At 34.4% G+C, this 22,109-nt stretch carries 17 protein-coding genes; 1 reads left to right on the top strand and 16 read right to left on the bottom strand.

The features are described 5' to 3' along the window. Positions 1–181 precede the first annotated feature (181 nt). From glnA to IGJ41_RS09225, 6 genes are all read right to left on the bottom strand, one after another. Positions 182–1,522: a type I glutamate--ammonia ligase gene (gene glnA, locus IGJ41_RS09200; protein WP_002356929.1), complete on the bottom strand. Its 1,341-nt coding sequence runs from the start codon at positions 1,520–1,522 to the stop codon at positions 182–184. A 42-nt stretch (positions 1,523–1,564) separates the two neighbouring features. After that, on the bottom strand, positions 1,565–1,948 hold the full coding sequence (locus tag IGJ41_RS09205; RefSeq protein WP_002388239.1) for a MerR family transcriptional regulator: 384 nt from the start codon (positions 1,946–1,948) through the stop codon (positions 1,565–1,567). Positions 1,949–2,150: 202 nt separating this feature from the next. Continuing rightward, positions 2,151–3,392: a GTPase HflX gene (gene hflX, locus IGJ41_RS09210; protein ID WP_002411409.1), complete on the bottom strand. Its 1,242-nt coding sequence runs from the start codon at positions 3,390–3,392 to the stop codon at positions 2,151–2,153. A gap of 3 nt (positions 3,393–3,395) precedes the next feature. After that, on the bottom strand, positions 3,396–4,325 hold the full coding sequence (gene miaA / locus IGJ41_RS09215) for a tRNA (adenosine(37)-N6)-dimethylallyltransferase MiaA (protein ID WP_002411411.1): 930 nt from the start codon (positions 4,323–4,325) through the stop codon (positions 3,396–3,398). Beyond that, positions 4,326–5,072 carry a glycerophosphodiester phosphodiesterase gene (locus IGJ41_RS09220; RefSeq protein WP_010816140.1) on the bottom strand — a complete coding sequence of 249 codons (747 nt, stop codon included), beginning with the start codon at positions 5,070–5,072 and terminating at the stop codon, positions 4,326–4,328. 156 nt (positions 5,073–5,228) lie between these two features. Then, a complete protein-coding gene (locus IGJ41_RS09225) occupies positions 5,229–6,179 on the bottom strand; it encodes a GDP-mannose 4,6-dehydratase (protein WP_438714313.1) in 951 nt (316 codons plus the stop codon). Between the two features lie 211 nt (positions 6,180–6,390). Here IGJ41_RS09225 and IGJ41_RS09230 point away from each other — a divergent pair, with 211 nt between their 5' ends. Further along, positions 6,391–7,938 (top strand): oligosaccharide flippase family protein, encoded by a 1,548-nt coding sequence (locus tag IGJ41_RS09230; RefSeq protein WP_002411414.1) that lies wholly within the window; start codon positions 6,391–6,393, stop codon positions 7,936–7,938. A gap of 396 nt (positions 7,939–8,334) precedes the next feature. Here IGJ41_RS09230 and IGJ41_RS09235 read toward each other — a convergent pair whose 3' ends face one another. From IGJ41_RS09235 to IGJ41_RS09280, 10 genes are all read right to left on the bottom strand, one after another. Further along, positions 8,335–9,225 (bottom strand): hypothetical protein, encoded by an 891-nt coding sequence (locus tag IGJ41_RS09235; protein ID WP_033919481.1) that lies wholly within the window; start codon positions 9,223–9,225, stop codon positions 8,335–8,337. Further along, positions 9,222–10,682: an O-antigen polysaccharide polymerase Wzy family protein gene (locus IGJ41_RS09240; RefSeq protein ID WP_002411416.1), complete on the bottom strand. Its 1,461-nt coding sequence runs from the start codon at positions 10,680–10,682 to the stop codon at positions 9,222–9,224. The genes IGJ41_RS09235 and IGJ41_RS09240 overlap by 4 nt, the downstream gene beginning before the upstream one ends. 27 nt (positions 10,683–10,709) lie before the next feature. Beyond that, positions 10,710–11,687, bottom strand: a complete 978-nt coding sequence (locus IGJ41_RS09245) for a glycosyltransferase family 2 protein (RefSeq protein ID WP_002411417.1) — start codon at positions 11,685–11,687, stop codon at positions 10,710–10,712. Position 11,688: 1 nt separating this feature from the next. Continuing rightward, the gene (locus IGJ41_RS09250; RefSeq protein ID WP_002411418.1) at positions 11,689–12,747 is read right to left on the bottom strand and encodes an NAD-dependent epimerase/dehydratase family protein; all 1,059 of its coding nucleotides are present in this window, start codon (positions 12,745–12,747) and stop codon (positions 11,689–11,691) included. Between the two features lie 12 nt (positions 12,748–12,759). Beyond that, a complete protein-coding gene (locus IGJ41_RS09255; RefSeq protein WP_002378508.1) occupies positions 12,760–13,464 on the bottom strand; it encodes an IspD/TarI family cytidylyltransferase in 705 nt (234 codons plus the stop codon). Positions 13,465–14,018: 554 nt separating this feature from the next. After that, positions 14,019–17,162: a GW domain-containing glycosaminoglycan-binding protein gene (locus IGJ41_RS09260; RefSeq protein ID WP_102990694.1), complete on the bottom strand. Its 3,144-nt coding sequence runs from the start codon at positions 17,160–17,162 to the stop codon at positions 14,019–14,021. A gap of 319 nt (positions 17,163–17,481) precedes the next feature. Then, on the bottom strand, positions 17,482–18,324 hold the full coding sequence (locus IGJ41_RS09265; protein ID WP_438714318.1) for a LicD family protein: 843 nt from the start codon (positions 18,322–18,324) through the stop codon (positions 17,482–17,484). Positions 18,325–18,339: 15 nt separating this feature from the next. Then, entirely contained in the window at positions 18,340–19,173 is an 834-nt protein-coding gene (locus IGJ41_RS09270; RefSeq protein ID WP_002410862.1) for a glycosyltransferase, read from the bottom strand. 120 nt (positions 19,174–19,293) lie between these two features. Further along, on the bottom strand, positions 19,294–20,691 hold the full coding sequence (locus tag IGJ41_RS09275) for a sugar transferase (RefSeq protein WP_002410860.1): 1,398 nt from the start codon (positions 20,689–20,691) through the stop codon (positions 19,294–19,296). A 105-nt stretch (positions 20,692–20,796) separates the two neighbouring features. Then, positions 20,797–22,098 (bottom strand): EpaQ family protein, encoded by a 1,302-nt coding sequence (locus IGJ41_RS09280; RefSeq protein WP_002410859.1) that lies wholly within the window; start codon positions 22,096–22,098, stop codon positions 20,797–20,799. Between the last annotated feature and the right edge of the window lie 11 nt (positions 22,099–22,109).

Genomic DNA, 22,109 nt, shown 5'->3' on the forward strand with positions numbered 1-22,109 from the left:
AGAAATTGAGAAAAACCCCCTTTCTCCCCTATAAACAAACTATTTCACTGAATTAAAATTACTTTATTTTGTGAAATAAAAATTATCTATTCATTCACAAACTAAAGAACGAAAGAGGAAGATAAGCGTTTCGACTTATCTTCCTCTTTCTAAACATTAAGATTATTAAAAGTAACGGCTTTTAGTACAACTCCAAATATTGTTCTCTTTCCCATTCAGAAACGGTTTGACGGAAGGCTGCCCATTCCATTCGTTTCGCTTCTACAAAATTGGCAAAAATATGACGACCTAATGCATCAATCATTACTTGATCTTTACGTAATTCTTTGATGGCATTGTGTAAGGTTGATGGCAAATCTTCAATTTGTGCATGTTGACGTTCTTCCTCATTCATCACATAAATATTACGATCAACTGCTGGCGGTGGCGTAAGTTCATTACGAATACCATCCAAACCTGCTTGTAATAAGACTGCCATTGTTAAATACGGATTCGCTGAAGGATCGACAGAACGTAATTCTAAACGAGTCGATAAACCACGAGATTCAGGAACTCGAATGAGTGGTGAACGATTTCTGCCGCTCCAAGCTACATAAACAGGTGCTTCATAACCTGGTACCAAGCGTTTATAAGAGTTCACTGTTGGGTTACATACCGCAGTATAGGCACGGGCATGTTTTAATAAACCACCTAAGAAATGATACGCAGTTTGGCTTAAGCCCATCTCTCCTGACTCGTCATAAAAAACATTACCTTCTTCATTAAATAATGACATATTGCAGTGCATGCCAGAACCATTAATTCCAAATAAAGGTTTTGGCATGAATGTTGCATGCAAACCATGTTTGCGTGCAATAGTTTTCACAACTAACTTAAACGTTTGAATATTGTCACAAGCATCAACTACATCAGCATATTTAAAGTCAATTTCATGTTGACCAGGTGCTACTTCATGATGCGAAGCTTCCACTTCAAAGCCTAAACTTTCTAACTCTAAAACAATATCACGGCGACAATTTTCACCTAAATCGGTTGGCGCAAAATCAAAATAGCCACCTTTATCATTCAAGTCAGTGGTAATTTCACCATTCTCATCTAATTTAAATAGGAAAAATTCTGGTTCTGGTCCTAAGTTAAACGAAGTAAAGCCTAATTCTTTCATATCTGCTAAGGCACGTTTTAAATTACCGCGGGGATCTCCGGCAAAAGGGGTACCATCAGGATTGTAAATATCACAAATTAAGCGCGCAACTTTTCCATGGTCGCTTTCCCACGGAAAAATCATCCATGTAGATAGATCAGGGTATAAATACATGTCACTTTCTTCGATACGAACGAATCCTTCAATGGATGACCCATCAAACATCATTTTATTATCTAATACTTTATCTAGCTGACTCACAGGAACTTCAACATTTTTAATTGTTCCCATAATGTCGGTAAACATTAGTCGTAAAAAACGTACGTTTTCTTCTTCTGCAATATGTTTAATCTCTTCTGCCGTTTTGGCTTTTCTTGTCATCGGTCTGATCCCCATCCTTCATTTTTATTGGCTGCTGAAACGTTAAAGCCTTGGTACATTCGATTGGAACGGATTTTGCTGAGTAAGTCCTCCTTGCGAAAGAATTTCGTCGTATAAAATCTGACGAACATCTGCATCGGTTAATGGACGAGTTGCCTCGGCGGTGTTTTTTTGTTCCTCTAATTTCATTTCATACACACGCTTAATCCCTGCCATGTTCAATCCATCAGATAAATAATCTTTAATTTCTAACAAAACATCAATATCATTTAAAGAATACATGCGTCGGTTGCCCTCACTACGTTCTGGATGAATCAATCCCTGTTCTTCATAGTAGCGAATTTGTCGAGCGGTCAAATCCGTTAGTTTCATAACTGTACCAATTGGAAAAACTGACATGGAACGGCGTAACTCTTTTTCTCTCATCTCCATCCTCCTCTCTTAGTTATTTCTTAGAATAACAATAGAATGACAAATTGTCAAGAACTTATGTTAGATTTTCTAACATAAAACAAAAAACCTGATAAATATGGACTTTCCCATCTTTTCACGGCTGATTTTCTCCTACTAATCAAAAAAATAGAAATGATTTGTTTTTACAAATCATTTCTAATCAACTTACCATTTTTTATTCTTTTTCGGATTCAGCCAACCATTTAGACTCTTTTTTCGCAAATCCTTTCACGATATACCGATTTTCATTTTCAGCATATTCTTCTGAAACCATTAGTGTCATCCGGCGAAGTTCACTTAATAGTTGTCCGTCAGTTGGGCTAATTTCTAATTGATAAGGCTCGAGTAATTCCATCATTTGGGCACGGATAGCTTGAACCAGTCGTTCTTTATCTTCAGAAATTTTAGTTGAGATCAATACATTGGGAAATAAGGTTGGGACAAATTCTTTGCTGTCCACTTGATCTCTTTTATTATAAACCGTCAAGCATGGAATATTTTCCAACGCTAATTCTTTAATCAATGTTTGAACTGTGCGTTCATGTTGTAAACGATCTGGCGCACTTGCATCCACCACATGGAGCAGTAAATCCATCGTCCGACTTTCTTCCAATGTCGACTGAAAGGCTTCAATCAGTTGTGTTGGTAAATCTTGAATGAAGCCAACCGTATCGGTCAGAGTAACTTCCATGCCTTGAGGCAATTGCCATTTTTTAGTTAAAGGATCTAACGTTGCAAACAATTGATCCTCTGAATAAGTTCCTGCTGTTGTCAACATGTTGAGAATGGTTGATTTGCCAGCATTGGTATAACCAATCAAGCCAATTTGAAATAGTTCTGAATTTTGTCTTTTCTGGCGGCTTCGTTCACGATGAGCAGTGACTTCTTTTAACTCACGACGGATGCCTAAGATTTTATTCCGAATGTGTCGGCGGTCCGACTCTAATTTCGTTTCACCAGGCCCGCGCGTCCCAATACCTCCTCCAAGTCGGGACAACTGTTTTCCTTGCCCAGCCAAGCGAGGCAATAAATAATCCAATTGTGCTAATTCAACTTGTAACTTTCCTTCTTTGGAGCGCGCACGCAAAGCAAAGATATCCAAAATTAATTGTACACGATCAATTACTCGCACAGCTAACGCTTCAGATAACAGTTGATTTTGACGCGGTGTGAGCTCATGATTAAAAATCACAAGATCCGCTTCATAGGCATCTGTTAATTGAATTAATTCTTCCAATTTCCCCTTACCAATTACGGTTTGTCGATCGACTTGTGGTCGTTTTTGTGTTAAAACAAACACCACTTCTCCATTAGCGGTTTCCGTTAAATTCGCCAGTTCTTCCATTGATGCAGAAAATGTCTGATAATTTTTTTCCGTCTCAACTCCTACTAGAATCACTTTTTCATGAGTGGTCATCGCCTACTCACTCTCCTTCTGTTGTAGCCATTCCGCTACTTCTTTTTCCAACTTGGGCAAATCTGTTGGCTGCTGAACCAAATCCCACCAATGCGCAGCCATTCGATTTCTAAACCAAGTCAATTGACGTTTGGCATATCGCCGCGATTGCTGTTTGACTGTTTCAACCGCCATCTCTAATGATTGTTCACCGGAAAAATACGGGAAAAATTCTTTATAGCCAATACCTTGAGCTGCTTGTGCATGTGGTTGCTGAAACATCTGTTTTGCTTCTTCCAACAGTCCTTCTGTCATCATTTGATCCACCCGCTGATTAATACGCTCATACAATAAAGCGCGATCTGTTTCCAAACCTAATAAATAATAATCATAGAGACGAGCTGGTTTTTCCTTCGGGGTCAAAATACTATAACCGGTTTTATCAAAGACCTCTAACGCACGAATGACTTTTTTGCGATTATTAAAATGGATACTGTCAGCCGCTAGAGGATCCTTTTGTTGTAATAACTGCCATAAGGCTTGATTCCCTTTTTCTTCCGCAAATAAATTGTACGTTTCTCTAATTTCAGGCGAGTCATCTATCTCACGACTTCCTAGTTGAAAATCATAAAGGAGTGATTGAATATACAAACCTGTTCCTCCAACGATAATTGGTAGTTTCCCTTTTTCAGTAATTTCTTTGATTTTTTGACGACCCTCTTTCTGAAAATCAGCAGCAGAATATGTTTCGCTGACTTCACGGCAATCAATTAAATGGTGAGGAATCTCTTCTTTTTCTGTTTCTGTGACTTTAGCGGTGCCAATGTCTAACGAGCGATAAACTTGCATGGAGTCACCGCTAATAATTTCACCATTAAATTTTTTTGCTAAAGCAATACTTAATGCTGTTTTCCCCACCGCAGTGGGTCCTACAATAACTAATACTTTCTCCAATTATGTTTCTCCTTCTTCTTGCCAATTTTGACGAGCAAATTTTGCTTCTTCAGGAAAATCCGTATGAACACCCGCCAATTTTAGCTGAAAACAATTTTCCATTTCTTCCATCCGATTAACAGTCCACGGCCGCAGCGGTTTGCCAATTGTGATAAGTTCTTTTTCATGAGCCAACATCCAAGACATTTTTGGATGTAAACTATCGACAAGCGCGAATGCCGGTCCTGCTTGACTTAAATCCTCTGCAGATTCATAAATAAAGGCAATTTCTGTCTTAGGATCAGCTTTTTTTAATTTAACTAAACTTGGAAAATAAAAACTGGAATATAAATAACGAAACGGCCAGTTTTTTTGATTCATTTGTTGGACGACTTTTTTCTCAATTCCTTCATAATGGATAATATCCGTTTTAAGTTCAATATTCAAAAAACCATTGAATTGTTCTTCTACAAGACAATTTAAAACATCTTCCAATGTTGGAACACATTGAACAGAAGGATTTTTCTGAAACCAGCTTCCAGCGTCTAGTTGTTTTAATTCGTTTAATGTTAACTGTTGGATTTCACCATGACCATCTGTCGTACGATCCACCGTTTCATCATGCATAACGATTAAATAACCATCTTTAGATAGGTGAACGTCTAATTCAATTCCTTCAGCACCAATACGAACAGCCTCTCTGAAAGCAATACACGTATTTTCAGGATGGGTGCCTTTACTTCCTCGATGTGCAATAATATCTGTCATGCTCTCACTCCAATCTTGTTTATTGTACCATTGGAGTGAGGTGGGTTCAAATATAGGAAAAACGAAAAGAAAGAGTAGGACATCAATCAAAGCGACTGATGTCCTACTCTCTAAGTCTTATAAACAATTTAGTCTCAAATCCGTCTTTTTATTCTCTTAATCTTTTAATTCATAATTAACGTATTTATCTAAACCAGATTGAATACTATATTTCGGTTTATAACCAATGGCACGTAATTTAGATATATCCGCTAAGGAATCTTTGATGTCCCCAGCTCGTGCTTCTTTGTATTCAACTGGCAAAGTGACTTTCATAATATCATTTAAAGAAGAAATTAACTCATTTAAATCGGTTGCTTTCCCTGTTCCGACATTATACACTTCCCCAAGTGATTGGTCAGAATGAGCGACAAGATTCAACGCTTGAACCACGTCCTCAACAAAGACAAAATCACGGGATTGTTTTCCATCGCCAAAGATATTGAATGTCACTTCTTGATTGGCTAATAAGCGTTTGTAAGAGTCCATCACAATCGAAATAACGCCAGAATAAGGCGAATTAGGATTTTGGTTTGGCCCATAAACGTTAAAGAAGCGAACAGCGCTTGTTGGAACATCATATAAATGACAATAGTTTAAAACATATTTTTCAGAAGCAAATTTATCCACTGCATAAGGCGTTAATGGACGAATTACTGATTCTTCCTGTTTTGGTAAAGTTGGCTCATCACCATAAATCGCTGCAGAAGAAGCAAACACCAAACGTTTTAAATCTTTCTGGTATTTCCGAATTAATTCCAGTAATTGTAACACACTCTCAAAATTCACTTGGTGTGTTTCCACTGGACGTGCTACTGAGTCTGCTACACTAGCAATCGCGGCTAAGTGAAAAATGTAATCGAACTGATACTCTCGCAGTACTTTTTCCATTAATTGTTGATCAGTCACGCTACCTTCAATGAACGTGATATTTTCAGATACATTTAAATTTTCAGTTTGGCCCATTGATAAATCATCAATGACCACAACTTGATTGTCTTTACTATAATAATTTGCTAAGGTTGAGCCGATAAAGCCGGCACCGCCTGTGATTAGGAATGATTCCACTTTTGTCCCTACTTTCTAAAATGATTAATTTATTGTATTTTATCATATTTTTAACCATAAAACATCGTTCCTTAACGAATAACAATTATTAATATATTACGAAAAAATCTCTTAGAGAATTGATATTCTTTCTTCATTAAGTTATGATTGCAACTGAATAAAGTTTTTATTTATCTTAGTAGAACCATTTTAATAAGGAGAACAGAACATTATGCAAAAAAAATCACGTTTAGAATATTCTATTATTAATTCTAGCATCTCAACAATAATATTTATTTTGACCATAGGAATTCAGTTTATTTCTAGAACGATATTCATTCGCTTTTTAGGAATTGAATACTTAGGACTAAACGGCTTATTTACAAATATACTTAGTATGTTGTCATTAGCCGAATTAGGTGTTGGAACCTCAATCATTTTCTCATTATACAAACCATTGCAACAAGAGGATACTGCAACAATTAAAGCTTTAATGCATCTATATAAAAAAATATACAATATAATCGGTATAGCAATAGGTATCATAGGTTGTTTACTCATTCCTTTTTTACCTGTGATAGTCGGTAAAGATGTAGGTATCCCGAATATTCAGCTTTTATATTTATTATTTTTAGCCAACTCCGTTTTCAGCTATTTCTTTACTTATAACCGCTCATTGCTTAATGCAGATCAGCTTGGATACCTCAATGTGATTAACACGTTTGCTTATTTAGTTGTCGCTACAGTTATTCAGGTGTTCGTATTATACACAACGGGCAATTACGCACTTTATTTACTTATTCAAATTATTTGTACAGTAATTTCAAACATTGATATTTCTCTGCGAGTAAAAAAAAGATACAAACACGTATTTCAATATCAAGAAATAAAAAAATTGGATAGAGAAACTATTAAGATTTTAAAACAAAATACCATTGGAAATCTTTCTAATAAAATTGGTTCTGTCGTTGTTTTGAGTACAGATAATATCTTAATTTCCATATTTGTTAATTTAGCTGCAGTAGGACGTTACTCCAACTATGTGTTAATTGTAAATAGTATTAAAGGTATTTTCAACCAGTTTACTAATTCTATAACAGCCAGCATTGGAAGCGTAGCCGTCTCAGATGACAGAGAAAATGGTCGTGAAATATTTTTTAGACACTATTTTATAAATTTTATTCTGATTTATTTTGCAACGATTGTTATGTTCTTATCTATACAACCATTCATATCTTGGTGGGTAGGCTCTTCTTACCAACTAGATAATTTCATTTTCACTTTAATCATCTTAAACTTTGTTATTGGCGTTTTTAGAAATTCTGCGCAAGTATTCATAGCTGCATATGGTTTAGCTTGGATTCAAAGATGGAAATCTGTTGTGGAGTCCATTTTAAACATCGTATTTTCTTTAATTTTCTTATTAATTTTCGATATGGGTATCGCTGGAGTTATTTTAGCCACTATCTTATCTTCTCTAACCTCAGTTTCTTGGTATGAACCTTATGTAGTCTTAAAATATGGTATTCATGATAGATTTGGCAAGTATTTGTTTGTCACTTTAAAGTATTGCATAGCCTTAGGATTAGGTATTCTAGCTACTTATCCATTATTTAGTTTGATATCTGCTACAACTCTTTTAAGTATTATATTGAGATCTTTAGCTGGAATTGTTATTGGAGCAATAGTCTTCGTTATTTTATTTTATCGCACAGCTGAATTTAAATTTGTAATAAGTATTTTTAACAGCCTTATCACTAAGCTCAAAAAAAGGCATTAATACGTTTTATTTATTATATGATGAAAAAAAGCTTTTTATTAAATGTTAGTAAATAAATATTGTAGAATCGTATCAAGAGGTCGGGACAGAAGTGTTTAACTGCGAGAAATAAGAAGGAATTTTCGAAAATTGTTCTTTAATTTTTGGAGAATTTCGGCTTATTTCCGAAAGAGTTGCTTCTGCTCCCGCTCTTTATCAATTTTTAAGCCTGGGACAAAAATCACTTTGGATTTTTGTCCCAGGCTCATTTTTACAACTCATCAACCCTTATTAACAAAGAGCAAAAAAACACCCCTATATTCGTTTGTGTTACAGGAGTGTCTTTTTATTTTAAATAATTTCTTAGATTTTAAACATGATAATAATGTGTACAAAATTCAATAGATTTTTGCTAAATTATCCTCTTTCTGAATCTTCTTCATCCTTGTCTAAACTAAAAGTTTTATCTATTAATAAGCTTTGAATGGCAAGCATACTTTTGCCGCGTTCAATACTTGTTAATTCTGGATCCGAAACTAATATTAAAAATTTTTCTTTATCTCTATACGTCCATAAAAAACGATTATTATCAAAAAAATCAATTTGTTTAATCATTTTTTCTTCCGCTGAATCGATAAAATTAGGTCCGTATAAAAAATTTACAGATGAATCTTTATCTAAATCATTATAATTTTTATTTAATGAATTGGATACTTTTTTATTCCACCAATCTAAAATCGATAAATTAGCCTTATTCCAAGACTCTGGGTCTTCAAATAAATAAACTCCTTCTTTTATTGAAGTCCCATCCATTCTTGTTCCTACATTAAAAACTACAGAACTAGTTAAACCAGATAGCTCTGCAACGTTGTTCTCATTATAGTCTAAAAATTTTATATCATATTTATTAAAATAACTAATGATATCACTTGTTCTTATAACTTCAAAATCGTTTTGGACAGCTTCTACTTCAGAAGAATCAATTTTAGTTGTCCCCACAGCAATACGATTCTTTTCATCCTTAATTCCTAAATAAAAATCTGTATCTTTAATGGAATCCATTTGGTATCGAATATGAAAATTCTGATCTTTATCGACTTTAACTTTGCCTGCTTTCCTGTTTATGTTAGCTTCTAAAGTACCTGGTTCACCATTCAAAAATTGTCCTTTGATCTCTACAACACCGTTGCCATCTGCTACAAATTCCTTTTGAGTGAAATGAATAATTGGATATTTTGCTTTACTACATCCACTCAATAAAATACTTACTGTAATAACTGTTAGAATTGTCCCAATTGTTTTTTTCATTTACGACTTACCTTCCTTAACCTCTCCAACTTAGCAAGTAAAAATGAACTGCCAAAACATATAATCATTGGTGCAATAAATGTTGGTTTCATAATAAATTGTAACCAGCTAGTAGCATCACTACGTGGAATAAACAAAATATTAGAAATACAAATCAATGCAATCGTAGATAAAAGTAAATTGTTTCTTTTAAAACTTACTACAAGAAAAATCAAAATAATTCCTAATAAAATACTAGCTATAAAAACCCCTATATATCCGTAATCTGCAAATATTTCTAACAGATAAGAAGAACCATTTCCATTTCCAGCTAAATACTCATCTTTACGATAAACATATGCCAAATTATGTGCCAAACTATTACTAATCATGCCTTTTTCCGGACTATTAGTGCTAGGCAATCCGATACCATTGAATAGCTTTTGACCAATAAATCCATACTTAAAAGAATCAATAAAACTTCCAAATGTATAATTTTTTACATCAATAAATGGTAGTTTGTCCAAAAAATCATGCCCAAATATAATTGTATCAAAAGAGGTTCCTTGTTTGAAGAAAAAATCAACAATTAATGAAAAAAATCCGTTTGTTTCAATTGAAGAATTTGCTCTAATATAGTTAAAAGCCCCCATCAATACAATCATTAAAGGTGTCGCTAGAATAATTACAATTTTTTCAAATTTACTTATCCATTTTTGAGAATCTTGTAAATAGTCTCTAATAATAAAATAAAGTAACGCAAAGATAATTTTTAAAATTAACGGGCCTCGCTGTCCCATTAAAAAAGTTGGAAAAGAGCTTATCACATAACTTCCTAATACCACGTAACTAATGCCTTTTTTGGGCATACAAGCTAAATAAATGCACACAACATAAGGCATCATTAAACCTAATACTTGCACATATGTTGGCAAGTTCGAAGAAAAAGATGCATAGAACTCTTCATATGACGTACTACGTACAAATATTAGTTTTTCCATATCACCATAAACACTTACAATCAATGTTATGAAATAAAAGACTAAACTAAATTTCATTAAATATATTCGATAAGTAGGATACTTTTGTTTTTCCAGCTTAGAATCAAAATCTTTAAGTCCAAACCTTTGAAATAACATCGCACCTATTAAGATGCCAATTAAAGTTAGATACAGAACATTCATCGCAAAATTTGATCCTGAATACCCCCAATGCCACCAAATTCTATTACGAAAGAAACTAATAAATGGACGACTTAATAAGAAGACAAAAATAGTAATATTAAAAAAGAAAAAAACTGATTTTTGTCCGAAATTTTTAAATGAATAAACCAAATTGCCTGTCCAAAAAAACATTACACCAAATAGTTGCCAATTGTACAACATCTTAGCTTTACCATAGAAAAAAAGAATAATCGATACAATTATACAGATGGTTTGAGTAATTGTATATATATCCAGTTTAAGCTTTTTTTTCATAATATTCTCCTAACAACTTTTTAAATTTTAACTATTCTTTTTATTATTTGCTTCTTGTAATTTAGGGAAACAAGAATACGCACACTTACTAAATTGTAGAGCACACATGGCTATCTTTCTAGCCTTAGTAAAATATTTATTTTTCATAATGAACAGAAAATTCTTCCTCAAAAAAGAAATAACCTCTTTTTGAATTATTTTTTCTTCTTCCGTTAACTGACTAGTAACCATTTTATCTAAAACAATAAAATTTGCCCAACATACACGTGTATGAACAACATTAGATAATTCAGGATACCGGTCTAAGATATATTTTTCATTTTCTTTCCAAACATTGATTGTATCTAAATCTTTCTTAGAAAAAAGATTGGTTGAAATACTATTGGCACGGTGAAAATAATAATATTTTTGTTGCGTATCAATAACAATTTTCTCTGTATGCTCTAGAATAGATAAAATAACTGCACCGTCTTCTGTAATCATGCCTACAGGGTATCGGATATCTTCAAAAATTTCTTTTTTATATAACTTATTCACGGCATGAACAGATACAACTTTAGCTTCTAAAATCATTTTCATTGCTGCTACTTTATCTAGTACTATATATTGCTGTTGTTTTTCTACAGGCTCTTTCCCCTCATAGACATCATAAATACCACATATTGATAAATCGGCATCTTCTTTTACGATATTTGTATATAATAATTCATACATATCATCTGCAATGTAATCATCACTGTCTATGAAACCTAAATACTCACCTGTCGCTATTTCAATTCCAGCATTACGAGCATCGCTCAGTCCTCCATTTTCTTTATGGATAACTTTTACCCGTTCATCTTGTTTAGCAAACTGATCACACATTGCTCCAGAACTGTCTGGAGAGCCATCGTCTACAAGAATCAATTCAAAGTCAGTAAATGTTTGAGCTAAAATAGAGCGTACACATTTTTCTAAATATTTTTCTACATTGTATACAGGAACAATAATACTAATTTTGGGCATATCAATTTCCGCTACTTTCTAAAATTTTAATTGTATGTTTTAATGGTTCTTCCATACTGTCGTACAATGGACGCCAACCTAATGCGTAGATTTTTTGATTGTCTAGTAGTGCTTTTGTTGCTTTAGAAAATCCTTGTTTTTCTTGGGCGGTGGCTTCTCCATGAATCACTTTTGTTCCAGCCACATTGGCTAATGTTTCCGCAAAAGTACGTAACGTAATATCGCAATGTTCGTTTGAAACATTGTAAGCTTCCCCTTTTTGCCCTTTAACTAATAAAAACAGAAGAGCAGATACAATATCTGCAACATATGCATAAGAATATAGTTGGGTCCCTGCACTTTTTAACACAATGTTTTCTTTATGGACTGCATTCATAATAAATTGAGAAGAAGCTTTACTATCCGAAAGTAACATCGTAGGCCCGAAAGTACGACTAATTCTTGGAATAACAACATCAATACCATATTTCTGAATATAGGCTTGACATAATGATTCACTTGCTCGTTTTCCTTCTGGATAACCGGCCCGTAGCGTGTTACAGTCAATATAGCCGCAATAGTCTTCCGTAAATTTATCAAGATCTCCACGATTTTCTCCATAGATTTCAACAGTTGATAAAAATAACACTTTTTCACTATTCGCTTTGACCGCATAATCTAAAATATGCTGCGTACCAGCAATATTGGTCATAATCGTTCCAATTGGATCACTGGCATATGATTTAGGATGTGTATTACTAGCACAATGCAACACATAGTCACAAGCTTCTGCTACCTGAATTTCTTCTATGACATCTCCGATAACTATATGGAATAACGGATCTTCTAGATAACTAGTAAATCGCTCTTCTAAACGCGACAATGTTCGTCCCATCGCCCAGATCGAAATATTCGCATTTCTCGTTTTATTTTGGTACATAAGCACATCAATTAAAAAGGTCCCAATCATGCCTGAAGCACCAGTTATAAAAACAGATTTATTAGTTACTTTCGTCCAATCTGGTGTCTTCTCTAAAACTCGTTCAACGTCTGATAAATAATTATCGTCTGTAAATAACATGGTATCCCTCCACTACTCTTCTTTCATTTTCAAGAAGCCTTTAAATAACTGTAAGTCATCTTGTGTAGTTAACTTAATGTTTTTATCTGAGCCTAAAGCAAAATACAATGTTTCGCCTAAATCCACCATCATAGTATTCGTGTATGACGATTCAGAAATACCAATATTCTCACGGAATGCTTTTTCGTAAGCCCAAGTTAATTTTTCAAATTTATAGGCTTGTGGTGTTGACACGCGACGTAATGTTTCACGATTAATATATTGTCGAGTTGTTTCCTCAGTTTCTTTTACAAAAATTTGTTCATTATATGGCAACGAAGTCACTGCATTACCGTATTCTTGACACTTAACAATTACATCAGATAAAACTAATTCATCAACTAATGGACGAATTCCGTCATGGATAACAATAGTATCTTCTGGGTTTGAATGTTCTTTTAAGAAATTAACCCCATTATTAATTGATTCTTGACCAGAATTTCCTCCTGGAATAATCCATTGTAATTTGTCAATATGGTACTCTTTTGCATAGGCATCTAGTGTTTGTTCCCAACCTTTTTTACACACAACTAAGATTCGATCAATGAGTGGATGCTTTTGAAAAGATTCCAATGTGTAGATAATTATCGGTTTTTCCTCTACCATAATAAATTGTTTAGGAATCTCCTGCCCCATTCGTTTGCCGACCCCACCGGCAATAATTAAAGCTGTAATCATTTGATACAAAATCCTTTCTCTAACTAGTCAACCACTAGTTTTATTTCAATTTTGTTTAACTTATATATTCATCAACACAGCCAAAACTGCATTCAATCTTTTATATTTTCTCATAACTAACAGTAAGTTTCAATAATTTATCGTAGACCTTAATCGAACTGTAAATATTTTTGTTCGTTATTTTAATACAAAAATTACGGACAAACGATAAAAACTCTATACTTTTTGATTTACAAAAAACATCTCAAAACTCTGTAGAATTCAAATAGTAGAACTCAAGCCGTATTTAGAAGTGAGTAAAAATAGGCTTAAATGCCATTTGTCACGGATACAAGTATTTCAGAAAATACTATTTTTTATTCAAATACGTTAAATAGACCATAACCATATGTTTGATAAAAAAATAATTTCATAATAAGAATCACTTAATAAAAAATGAAGAAGCCAGAGGGTTTTCTCCTCTGACTTTTACGATGTTCACTATTTTTATTTACCAATACTATTTGACAAAGAACCTCGATAGATTGTTTGTTCGTTACCTTTATAAACTTATTCTATATTTTAAAGGCGCGGCTATCCAACCAACCGATTGTTTGTCCATTTATTTGAAATTGATAAGCCGTAACACCTGTTGATAGTTTAGCGGATTGAATGATCTGCACATTTTGATTTGCATATAGAGAGCCTAAACCTATTTTTTCTCCATCTTCTGCTGTATTATTTGGTTTTGTATATAATCCATGCTTCGATGAAACTGCTACATCGCCTATTTTGGCTCCACGACTCATTTTACTATACGTGGCTTTATCTAGTGTAGCTGTGAATGCTCGTTTGTCCATCCAGCCTGCATCTTTTCCACCTACTGTAAAATGGAGTAACTCTGTCCGGCTTGTTTTGGCATATCCTATGATATGAACGCTTTGGTTCGCATATTTATCTCCCATACCGATATTAACGATTCCAGGAGCTGTATTCATAATCCCATTAAACACGCCATGTTTTCCTGATTCAGCTGCTGGTTTTACTTTTGCCATGTAATCATAGCTTTTTTCATCTAGCAGCTCATCATACACATTGCTGAAGGCACGGCTGTCCAACCAGCCAATTGTTTGTCCATTTATTTGAAATTGATAAGCCGTAACACCTGTTGATAGTTTAGCGGATTGAATAATCTGCACGTTTTGATTCGCATATAGAGAGCCTAAACCTATTTTTTCTCCATCTTCTGCTGTATTATTTGGTTTTGTATATAATCCATGCTTCGATGAAGCTACTGCATCGCCTATTTTGGCTTTGCGACTCGTTTTACTATACGTGGCTTTATCTAATGTAGCTGTAAATGCTCGTTTGTCCATCCAGCCTGCATCTTTTCCACCTACTGTAAAATGGAGTAACTCTGTCCGGCTTGTTTTGGCATATCCTATGATATGAACACTTTGGTTCGCATATTTATCTCCCATACCGATATTAACGATCCCAGGAGCTGTATTCATAATTCCATTAAACACGCCATGTTTTCCTGATTCAGCTGCTGGTTTTACTTTTGCCATGTAATCATAGCTTTTTTCATCTAGCAGCTCATCATACACATTGCTGAAGGCACGGCTGTCCAACCAGCCAATTGTTTGTCCATTTATTTGAAATTGATAAGCCGTAACACCTGTTGATAGTTTAGCGGATTGAATAATCTGCACGTTTTGATTCGCATATAGAGAGCCTAAACCTATTTTTTCTCCATCTTCTGCTGTATTATTTGGTTTTGTATATAATCCATGCTTCGATGAAGCTACTGCATCGCCTATTTTGGCTTTGCGACTCGTTTTACTATACGTGGCTTTATCTAATGTAGCTGTAAATGCTCGTTTGTCCATCCAGCCTGCATCTTTTCCACCTACTGTAAAATGGAGTAACTCTGTCCGGCTTGTTTTGGCATATCCTATGATATGAACACTTTGGTTCGCATATTTATCTCCCATACCGATATTAACGATCCCAGGAGCTGTATTCATAATTCCATTAAACACACCATGTTTTCCTGATTCAGCTGTTGGTTTTACTTTTGCCATGTAATCATAGCTTTTTTCATCTAGCAGCTCATCATACACATTGCTGAAGGCACGGCTGTCCAACCAGCCAATTGTTTGTCCATTTATTTGAAATTGATAAGCCGTAACACCTGTTGATAGTTTAGCGGATTGAATAATCTGCACGTTTTGATTCGCATATAGAGAGCCTAAACCTATTTTTTCTCCATCTTCTGCTGTATTATTTGGTTTTGTATATAATCCATGCTTCGATGAAACTGCTACATCGCCTATTTTGGCTCCACGACTCATTTTACTATACGTGGCTTTATCTAGTGTAGCTGTGAATGCTCGTTTGTCCATCCAGCCTGCATCTTTTCCACCTACTGTAAAATGGAGTAACTCTGTCCGGCTTGTTTTGGCATATCCTATGATATGAACGCTTTGGTTCGCATATTTATCTCCCATACCGATATTAACGATTCCAGGAGCTGTATTCATAATCCCATTAAACACGCCGTGTTTTCCTGATTCAGCTGCTGGTTTTACCCTTGCCGTGTAATCATATTGTTTTTCATCTAAAATTACATCATACTGTTTTCCACCACTAGATGTAAATCGTCCAGTGTAATCAGCATTAATATCAAACACACCTACGCCGATATCAACACCTGGAATCGTTAATAAAGAAGACCATTGCCATGCCGCATAACCTTCATTTTTGTGCCATAACTGATCTGCAGTCGGTTCAAAAGGATACTGAGCAATCCAAATATTTTCAGTCCCTAGTTGTGTAGGCGATAAAACTCCTTCTGTAAACCAGGCTGCCATTGAATAATGTAATACATTCGTAAAGCCTCTTGCTTTTAATTGATTGGCAAAAGCAATTGAATTAGCTGTCAATTGTCCATTATTCATGCTACCTTCTTCTGCATCATTAATCATTAAAGTGTCTTTTGATAATCCAGTATTAATTGCTGTATCGGCAAAGTAGTTTGCTTCTTTTATTGCCTGATCTTTTGTTGTAAAGTGACTATAGTGATAGGCGGATACTTTTATTCCCACTGCATTTGCATTTTGAACTTGTGCAAATCTTTCTGGATTTTGATAAGTTGTCGCTTCGGTCATTTTAACGACCACTCCGCCTATCCCATAACTTTTCATAGTTTGATAATTTGCTACACTTAAACTACCATTCCAAGAAGATACATCGATAAAGTTTTTAGGCGGACGATTTGCCTCTGTTATGCTAATAGGATCACCGTAGGCATATGCGGCTCTTTTTCTTCTCGTTCCTTTCATTCCTGATCCCATAGGTTTGTTCATATCCTCTGTTATTACGATTTCGTCTTCATCTTTCTTATTAGCTTCTGAAGAACTAGTCGTTTCCGAAGTTTCTTCAGCATCTGTTGATTGCCTAGTGTCTGTAGCACCACTCGTGTCCAAACTATTTTTTGTTTCCGAAGGAACTGATGATAAGGTGCTAGAAGAACTTTCTGTCGAAGTTTCCTCACTAGATGACGTAGAGTTTAGTGTTTCTGCTGTATCCGCAGAAATTACTTCTTCTGCACTTTCACTACTTGATGCATCGATTGCATACACTATTGATGAACTAGGAACCAATGTTGTCAGCATTAGCATTGTAATAACAGATATTTTATTTATTCTCTTCATTATTTATTTAACCCTTCTTTTTACGTATTCTTTACAATTAATCCTCATTTAATTATAGTATGTAAATTTTACTTGAAACCAACAATTTTTTACTTTTCAAATTGAAATTTCTCAAAACTGATTAGAATGAGCACTAGTTTCAAATAATTTTCTAATAAATTTTAGCTTACGTCAAGAAAATCTTGCTAACTTTTTTTTACTATTTTATTTCTAAACTTTATCTTTTTATTACATTGATTGTGTTATTTATTTTTTTACAACAAAATGCTGAACGCTATTTATAGATAACGTTCAGCATTAGTATAAATAATTGAAGTTTTTAAATATATTCTGTATACGATTTTTTAGTATCAACAATTAGCGCTTCATGATGAGGTTGACGATCTTCCTCTGGTGGCAATTGCATATAATCTCCAAAAACTTGTGTCAAATAGCGATTGTATCCCACTGGTATTGGCATTTTTGTATCTTCAAATGGAACAAAAATAGCAGATTTAAAATCTTCTAAATGATAAATATTGCCCATGTAGCGTGGTCCGACACATAATTCAGTGACATAAGGAGTTGAACCAAAGGAATACTTGGTCATTCTTTTTTCAGCGAAGCGCCAAATATGATAGCGAATTTTGCTTGAAGAAAAAATCCCTAATAAAACCTTGCTTCCTGTAGCCATCAGACCACCATGTTTTTCTGGAACAACTTGCGAACAAAATAACGCATAAATCAGTGCCCAAAACTTTTGAATTTTTCTTCGCAATTTCCCTTCTGGCGCACCATCTAATGGAAAAATATCAATTGGTAAACCATGAGGGATATCTAAATCCTCTTGATAGGGTTTAATAAAAGTAGTGGCAGTATCCCTAATAGTTATAAATGAATTATGATCATTATATGTTTTAGAAGCAACTAATAATGGATATCTATTTATGTCTGCTTTCTGCGGCCATAGCTTTTTTAATTTTTCATAGTTTGGTCGTGGCATAAAAAAATCCAAATCATCATCCCACGGAATAAATCCTTGACTGCGTACAGCACCAATACAACCACCGCCACAGAAATAACATAATAAATTATTTTCTTGACAAAATTGAACAAAATATTTGGACATAGTTAATGTTACAGCTTGTATTTCTTTTAAATCTGTCTGGGTCATCTCTTGCATAATTTTACCTCAATCTTAATCATTATCTTTCCTTAAAAACTTCTCATAAAATTTACCTCGTAAATTATTCGGCATCAAACTTACGACAACATGTGCACTGGAACTCACAAAAAAATCTTTAAAACTACCAAGTCCTGCTTGATAGATTGCTTTGCGTCCTTTTAGTCCTGACTTAAAATACTGCCAACCACCACGCCGTGCGTACATATCACTGCCTGTTCGAGCATAGACTAAATGTTCAGAAAGGTTCTGAGCTTCCTTTCCTTTTTTCAATAACCGCACCCACAAATAATAATCTTCAAATCCTGACATTGGCAGATAGTTACCGACCTCTAAAATGTCTGACTTCTTATACATGACAGTCATATGATTAAACGGGTTTCTTCTTTTGGAAAATTCACGAATATCCTCATTAGAACTGGGAAGGTTACGATAACCCAAAACATTTTCTATGTTCCCTTCAAATTCGATAATGTTAGAACCAGCAATGACCAAGTTAGGATTTTTTTGAAATAATTGCCACTGCTTTTCAATCCGATCCGTCTTCATAATATCATCTGCATCCATTCGTGCAATCAGTTCATTACGACAAACTTTAACCCCTTCTGCCAACGCTTTACCTAAACCAACATTTTTTTCTAGAGGTAAAACATGAAGCACTTCTGGATACGTTTCTTTATATTTATCTACAATGACTGTCATTTCTTCAGTTACAGGACCATCTTCTACTAATACTATTTCATCGACTTTTACAGTTTGATTAAAAATACTGTCTAAACATGCAATAACATATTCAGGACGCTCTTTTATATAAATGGAAAGTAAGACACTTACTGGTACCTTTTCCATTTCTTCACCCCTATTTCTTTTTTCATCCACGCTTGTATATTTTTACATAGAATACCTAATTTTTCAAGCTTTGTTAGAAGTCTCTCTTTTTTTTCAAAAAAAGAGGAGCTACTGCTCCTCTTAACGGTAAATTCTAATAGCATTCTCTTTACAATAATCCATCGTCAATTCTTCACGTTCTTCAGACTCATCCAATCCTCTTGATGATACTTTATCAAAGAGAATTTTGATGGTTTGAAGCAGAATTTTCATATCCAACAGTAATGAATAATTCTTGATGTACAGTAAATCAAAGTTCAATTTACTATTGTAGTCAGAAGCATACTTCCCATAAACTTGGGCATAGCCAGTAATCCCCGCACGTACATTGTGACGTAAATAGTAATTCGGGTTTTCCTGATTAAATTGATCAACAAAGAATGGTCGTTCAGGACGTGGTCCGACAATGGACATATCCCCGCGAATAACATTGATTAGTTGTGGCAACTCATCAATACGTAAAGCGCGCAAGTATTTACCAACTGTAGTGACGCGACTGTCGTTACTTGTAGATAAGACTGGACCTGATTTTGCTTCCGCTGTTGCCGACATCGTTCTAAATTTTAAAATCGAGAACTCACGTTGATCTAATGTAATCCGAGTTTGTTTGTAAATCACTGGTCCCGGTGAGGTTGCTTTGACTAAAATTGCTGCAATAAGCATTAAGGGGGAGGTAATCACAAATAGGCAAACAGAGACTAAAATATCGAATAAACGTTTAATAAAATTCTCTTCTGGTTGAATTTCAAAATTTGAGACTTCGATAATACTTTCATCTTCAAAGTTCATCATGTTTGGTTTTAACATAATTAGATTTTCAAAACTTGTATCTAAAAAGATTTTTTTCTTGTGTTTGACAATTAATTGATACAATTTTACTTTTTCGTTCTCATCAACATTACTTGAAATATAAACAATATCGATTTCATCGATAATTTTTTTTAAGTTTTCATAGTAATTACTGACAACAACACTCGTTACTTTATGCTTGTTATTTTTATCAGACATAAAGTTTTGAATTGACCGCATGACTTGATTTTCTTTACCTAGTAAAACAACTTTTCGCTCATTGCTGACCTTTAAGTAAAGATAATAAACAAGAATTCGCCAAAAACTTAGAACAATAATTCCGATTATAAAAGAATATCCTAAAACAGAACGCGGGAACGTAAACCAACGTCCGGCAAATGTCACAATCATAATCGTTAAAGTCATTAAAATTTGACCAATCACCGTGACAAAAATGATGTCACTAATTTTGCGATTATAAAAAATATACGCACCTAACAACAAATTCAAAAAGATAAAAAAGATTGAAATATAAATTGCAGATTTTTCATAAGCCACAAAGTTAAATGATGGTATTGCTCGGCCAAATTTCATTATAAATCCTAAGATGATTGATAAATTATAGAGCAAAACGTCTGCTAAAATAATTACAATCCGTCTTGCATTACTCCATTCACTTTTTGATGTCATTAAAAACTTCCTCTCTTCACTTCCAGTAATTACATTATTTGTAATAACATGCAACCCCTATATTACCATAATGTCAGCGGACAAGAAAGTTCTATAGGATGAAAATTATCTGCGATGTCTTTGGACGCGACTTAATTCTTCAGGTTGGTCCCAGCCCTCTTCGTCAACAGGTGCTATCGGGCGCTCTTCATTGCTAACAGGACTTGTTTGTTTCACTCGTTTTCTTCTTTTAGGTGTCGTTGGTCTTTCATGTCTTCCTCGTTTTTTCTCTGGCCGGAAGTAGAAGGCTAGCCCAAGGAAACTATAAACAATCGGCATCCAATGAGGCGCTAATAAAATATCTTCCATAAATGAATGAATCCAGATTAAAAGGAAGCCTAAAAGTAAACTAACTTGCAAACGATCCAATGTTTTTTTGCGGAAACCAATCAATAAAATCATACTGACTAAAAAACCAAATAAAATCAGATAGCCAATGACACCAAAATTACTTAACGTAAATAGAAAAGCATTATGTGTCCCCAGCGGTTTCCATGAGGCCACAAAAGGCTCCATACCGACTTTAATATGTTGAGGATCAGATAACCATTTAGCAAAAAACTCATGCCAAATTCGTTCTCTTCCTGTAAATAAATCCACAGTATCCGATTCCGCACATAAGTAAAATAACAATGGTCCCAATGCAGCTACTCCGACAAAACCAAACAGCCAAACTTTCGAACGTTGCAAGAAACGTTTTGGTAAAAGATTATCCACCAGAATAAAACCAACTAAAATGGCAAAAGAGGTTTTTGATTGACTGACCCATGTACCTAAAACACCACCAATGTATACAGGTAAAAGCAGCAGGTTAAAAACCTTATTTCTATATGCTTTGATCAAACTACTGGCCATCATTGTTGAAAACATCAATGTTGCACCAATCGTATTGGTATTAATCCAAATACTTTCTAGTTTATTTGATTCTTTAAAAATTTCGTCTGCTGGAATCAACTGTGGCAACTCCACGGACATCCGATACAAAGTCGCACTCAAAGCAACTAAAGAGACAATTAATAAAAGCGTTTGATCCATACGGTCAAAGACACAAACTTTAAAACAAAGGACCAACAAAATAATTAAAGGAATCATTGTATCTGTTTGCATCGTGCTATGACGGATTGATTCCGTAAAGTGAAACAAGAGCCAGGTGGCTAGCGCCAACGCTACGGTCAGCCAGTCAATAAATTTTAATTTCGTACAATTTAATAGCAGTACAAGTATTACTGCTATTAATAATAAAATTGAACTATTGGCATACATATATTTTGTGACTGGCGCATCAATTCCTACGACCCACATCGTATACGAGCCGATCATTGTAACTAATAAAATAAGTCGACCGATTCTATTCAATACTTTTCCCATATTCAAACCTC

This window comes from Enterococcus sp. DIV1537a, from assembly GCF_051712085.1.
Taxonomy (GTDB): domain Bacteria; phylum Bacillota; class Bacilli; order Lactobacillales; family Enterococcaceae; genus Enterococcus; species Enterococcus faecalis.

Bases quoted from the DNA above. Each gene is read 5' to 3' on its own strand.
- glnA (WP_002356929.1), bottom strand. From the start codon at position 1,522: ATGACAAGAAAAGCCAAAACGGCAGAAGAGATTAAACATATTGCAGAA.
- IGJ41_RS09205 (WP_002388239.1), bottom strand. From the start codon at position 1,948: ATGAGAGAAAAAGAGTTACGCCGTTCCATGTCAGTTTTTCCAATTGGT.
- hflX (WP_002411409.1), bottom strand. From the start codon at position 3,392: ATGACCACTCATGAAAAAGTGATTCTAGTAGGAGTTGAGACGGAAAAA.
- IGJ41_RS09220 (WP_010816140.1), bottom strand. From the start codon at position 5,072: ATGACAGATATTATTGCACATCGAGGAAGTAAAGGCACCCATCCTGAA.
- IGJ41_RS09230 (WP_002411414.1), top strand. From the start codon at position 6,391: ATGCAAAAAAAATCACGTTTAGAATATTCTATTATTAATTCTAGCATC.
- IGJ41_RS09235 (WP_033919481.1), bottom strand. From the start codon at position 9,225: ATGAAAAAAACAATTGGGACAATTCTAACAGTTATTACAGTAAGTATT.
- IGJ41_RS09240 (WP_002411416.1), bottom strand. From the start codon at position 10,682: ATGAAAAAAAAGCTTAAACTGGATATATATACAATTACTCAAACCATC.
- IGJ41_RS09245 (WP_002411417.1), bottom strand. From the start codon at position 11,687: ATGCCCAAAATTAGTATTATTGTTCCTGTATACAATGTAGAAAAATAT.
- IGJ41_RS09250 (WP_002411418.1), bottom strand. From the start codon at position 12,747: ATGTTATTTACAGACGATAATTATTTATCAGACGTTGAACGAGTTTTA.
- IGJ41_RS09255 (WP_002378508.1), bottom strand. From the start codon at position 13,464: ATGATTACAGCTTTAATTATTGCCGGTGGGGTCGGCAAACGAATGGGG.
- IGJ41_RS09260 (WP_102990694.1), bottom strand. From the start codon at position 17,162: ATGAAGAGAATAAATAAAATATCTGTTATTACAATGCTAATGCTGACA.
- IGJ41_RS09265 (WP_438714318.1), bottom strand. From the start codon at position 18,324: ATGCAAGAGATGACCCAGACAGATTTAAAAGAAATACAAGCTGTAACA.
- IGJ41_RS09270 (WP_002410862.1), bottom strand. From the start codon at position 19,173: ATGGAAAAGGTACCAGTAAGTGTCTTACTTTCCATTTATATAAAAGAG.
- IGJ41_RS09275 (WP_002410860.1), bottom strand. From the start codon at position 20,691: ATGACATCAAAAAGTGAATGGAGTAATGCAAGACGGATTGTAATTATT.
- IGJ41_RS09280 (WP_002410859.1), bottom strand. From the start codon at position 22,098: ATGGGAAAAGTATTGAATAGAATCGGTCGACTTATTTTATTAGTTACA.